Origin of the sequence: Emticicia sp., from assembly GCF_049241225.1 — a bacterium.
GTDB lineage: Bacteria > Bacteroidota > Bacteroidia > Cytophagales > Spirosomataceae > Emticicia.
In genome coordinates, this window is the sequence record NZ_JBMLRC010000036.1 from 1 (window position 1) to 3,810 (window position 3,810).

Genomic DNA, 3,810 nt, shown 5'->3' on the forward strand with positions numbered 1-3,810 from the left:
GATAGTCACACTTTATCAAAAAGCACCGAAGTAGCTTGGGGAATGACAACCGCCAATACAATCGAACTCGTGAAAGGTGGAAAAGCAATTTTGCGAAACGCAACCATTACCTCAAAAACACTCGAAGCAGAGATTATTTCACCCAAAGGCCTTGAGTTTACTGTCGAATCAGCTTTACAGAAAGCTCCCGAAAAATTGAACACAGGTCATTCGAGATTGATGCTCCGCTTACCAAATCAAACTGGGCAAGTAAATGTAATTATCAAACTTTCACCTAAAGGGTAATATTAAAAAGCAATGAAAACTAAAGTAATTCTATCCATTATAGCGATATTTTCCTTCGCAACCCCGAATTTGGCACAGTTGAAGTACCTCAATGATGCTCCTAAAATGCCCGTTCACCCTCGAATTTTATTACTCGAGGGCGAAGAAAATGCAATCAGCAAAAACATAGCTGCCGACCCAACTTGGTCAAGTCTTAATCAACTCATCATTGATGAAAGCAATAAAATTATTCCGTTACCAACGCTCGAACGCATTCAAATTGGTCGTCGATTGTTGGATAAATCAAGAGAATGTCTGCGAAGAGTCTTTTTCTTGTCATACGCTTACCGCATTACAAAAGATAAGAAATATTTAGAAAGAGCCGAAACCGAACTCGTAAAAGTTTCGCAATTCAGCGATTGGAATCCGAGTCATTTTTTAGATGTAGCCGAAATGACAATGGGCGTTTCGATTGGCTACGATTGGCTTTACGATGATTTATCCACTTCCTCAAAGGCAATCATCAAAGAAGCTATTCTAAAAAAAGGGATTGAGCCATCGCTCGATAAAAAGTACAATAGTTGGCTACGAGCATCACACAACTGGAATCAGGTTTGTAATGCAGGAATGACCTACGGAGCCTTGGCGATTTATGAAGAAAATCCCACACTTGCCCAACAAATAATCGACCGAGCCATTGAGTCAATCAAGTTACCTATGGAAGATTATAAACCCGAAGGAGCATATCCAGAAGGTTACAATTATTGGGGCTACGGCACAAGTTTCAATGTGATGTTTTTAGACGCAATCCAGCGAGTTTTCAAGACTGATTTTGATTTATCAGCAACGGCAGGATTTCTAAAAACGGCGAGCTACATGCAAAACATGGTGGGTTCTTCGGGCAAAAACTTCAATTATTCTGATGCAGGCAATGGCAGCGGGCTCAGCCCGGCCATGTTTTGGTTTGCCAATAAAACCAAAAATTCAAGTCTTTTATTCACCGAAAAACAGTATTTACAAGGCAAAGACAAATCAATGCACCGAGATAGACTTTTGCCCGCTACCATGATTTGGGGCAAAGACATTAGTTTAGAAAAAGTAACCGAACCAAAAGAAATGATTTGGGTTGGTCAAGGAAAAAATCCTGTGGCCATGATGCGAACTTCGTGGTCGAAGCCCGATGCCATTTATGTGGGTTTAAAGGCAGGTTCGCCCTCGGTCAATCACGGACACATGGATGTTGGTTCGTTTGTGATGGATGCCAACGGCGAACGCTGGTCGATGGATTTTGGCATGCAAGAATACGAATCGCTCGAATCGAAAGGCGTAAAACTTTGGGGAATGGCACAAAATTCGGAGCGTTGGCAGGTGTTTCGCTACAATAATTTAGCCCATAGTACACTCGCTTTCGATAATGAATTTCAGAAAGTTGAAGGGTATGCTTCCATCAATCATTCTTCCAAAAATCCAAACTTTTTGAGTTCAGTCAGCGATATTAGTGCGGTTTATAAAGGTAAAGCTACATCCGTCAATCGAGGAGTGGCCATTATCGACAAAAAATACGTTTTGGTAAAAGATGAAATAACAGCCGCTGAAAACGAGACAACCGTTCGTTGGGTAATGCTTACGCCCGCTGAGGTAAAAATCAATAACGATGGAACGGCCGAACTCACGCAAAAAGGCAAAAAACTGCAACTGAAAGTAAGTAGCCCGAGCAATGTTACCCTAAAAACATGGTCAACCCAAGGTTCGCATGATTATGATGCCCCGAATACGGGTACAACTTTGGTAGGTTTTGAAATTAAAATTCCAGCCAATAGTAGTATTTCTCTCGATGTTTTATTGATTCCCGAAGCAAACAAAGTAAATTCAAAGACAAAAATTCTTCCATTGAAAGACTGGAAATAATCAAAAATCTATTTACCCTAACCTTTTTTAACGATGACTTATTCAAGAAAAACTTTTTTGAAACACTTAGGAATAACAGCCTTGAGTGTTCCTGCATTAGCATTTCAACAAAAAGCAGCCTCGCCTAAGCTCACAATAGGCTTGGCTTCTTATACGCTACGAAAATATTCGGTGAGCCAACTCATAGATATTTGTAAACGCCTCAATATCAAAGACATAGCACTTAAAAATTTTCATCTTCCGCTCGATGCCACTGATAGCGACATTCAAGCAACTATCTCAAAATTCAAAGAAGCAGGCTTGAATATCTACGGTGGTGGAGTGATTTACATGAAAAACGAAGCTGAAGTAAAAAATGCTTTTCGCTACGCCAAAGCGGCTGGTATGAAAATGATAATTGGCGTGCCTAATCACGATTTACTGCCATTGGTTGAAAAATATGTGAAAGAAAACGACATCAAACTGGCCATTCATAATCATGGACCTGGTGATGAAGTGTATCCTACGCCAGCTACGGTCTATGATAAAATTGTGAATCTTGATAAACGAATCGGTCTTTGTATTGACGTTGGTCACGTAGTTAGGCTTGGAATGAATCCGATTGAAGCCATCAAAAAATACGGACATCGAATGTATGATATGCACCTAAAAGATGTTGATGGAACGGTAGCCAAAAGCGAATCTATCCAGATTGGGCGTGGTGTAATTGATATTCCTAAACTCATGAAAGCACTCAAAGATATTAATTATCAAGGTGTTATGAGTATCGAATACGAAAAAGACGCCGATAATGCCGAAGGTGGTTTGGCCGAATCGGTTGGCTATGTACGTGGTATTTTAGATATGATGGACCGTTATTAAAAACTCTTTCCTCGACAAACAAATGAAAAAGATAACATTCTTTTTAACACTGCTTTTTAGCACCACACTTTTTGCCCAAGTAAGCCAGCGGAACATTTTTGCCAAAAAATATTCGCTTGATGATGTCAAAAAATCTTTGATTCCGCTCAAAGAATATCACCCATACCCCAAAACTCCCGGAGAATGGCAAGCAGCTGTGCCTGACAGTGTTTTGCAAGAAATCGTAAAAAATGGCGAAAAACTACTCGATTTTAAGTTTGAGGCAATTTCTGCTACAACTTCTCTCGACTACGTGCGTTCGGGCGACCGTGAGCGTCATGGAAAACTTTCTTATGGCAAACGAAATGCACTAACCGATTTGATTTTGGCCGAAAGTGTAGAAAATAAAGGTCGATTCGTGGAGACAATCATGAACGGTGTTTGGTCGATTTGTGAAGAAAGTTATTGGGGTGTTCCTGCCCACATCAGAGGTTTACCCGATGTAGAAAACCCAGTTGTAGATTTGTTTTCGGCCGAAACTGCTTCTGTTTTGGGCATGGCCGACTATTTTGTTGGTGAAAAATTAGATAAAATCAGTAAGCTTCTCCGCAAAAGAATTTACTACGAAACCAACAAACGTATTTTTGAGCCAATGCTCACAAAATCAGACAGTTACGGTTGGATGAGTAAAACAAAACCAGTCAATAATTGGAATCCGTGGATTATGTCGAACTGGATTTCGGCCACTTTAATGCTTGAAAAAGACGAAAAACGTCGTGCCGAAATGATTTACGGAAC

The 3,810-nt window shown here is 40.3% G+C and carries 2 protein-coding genes and 2 pseudogenes; all 4 read left to right on the forward strand.

Annotated elements, in window-relative coordinates; genetic code table 11:
• Nucleotides 1–285, forward strand: a pseudogene (locus ACOVO2_RS02125) (heparinase); the annotation flags it as partial.
• A 12-nt stretch (nucleotides 286–297) separates the two neighbouring features.
• Nucleotides 298–2,172, forward strand: a complete 1,875-nt coding sequence (locus ACOVO2_RS02130; protein ID WP_421768387.1) for a heparinase II/III domain-containing protein — start codon at nucleotides 298–300, stop codon at nucleotides 2,170–2,172.
• 33 nt (nucleotides 2,173–2,205) lie between these two features.
• A complete protein-coding gene (locus ACOVO2_RS02135) occupies nucleotides 2,206–3,033 on the forward strand; it encodes a sugar phosphate isomerase/epimerase family protein (protein ID WP_421768388.1) in 828 nt (275 codons plus the stop codon).
• Nucleotides 3,034–3,055: 22 nt separating this feature from the next.
• Nucleotides 3,056–3,810 (forward strand): annotated as a pseudogene (locus ACOVO2_RS02140) (hypothetical protein); the annotation flags it as partial.

Bases quoted from the DNA above. Each gene is read 5' to 3' on its own strand.
- ACOVO2_RS02130 (WP_421768387.1), top strand. From the start codon at position 298: ATGAAAACTAAAGTAATTCTATCCATTATAGCGATATTTTCCTTCGCA.
- ACOVO2_RS02135 (WP_421768388.1), top strand. From the start codon at position 2,206: ATGACTTATTCAAGAAAAACTTTTTTGAAACACTTAGGAATAACAGCC.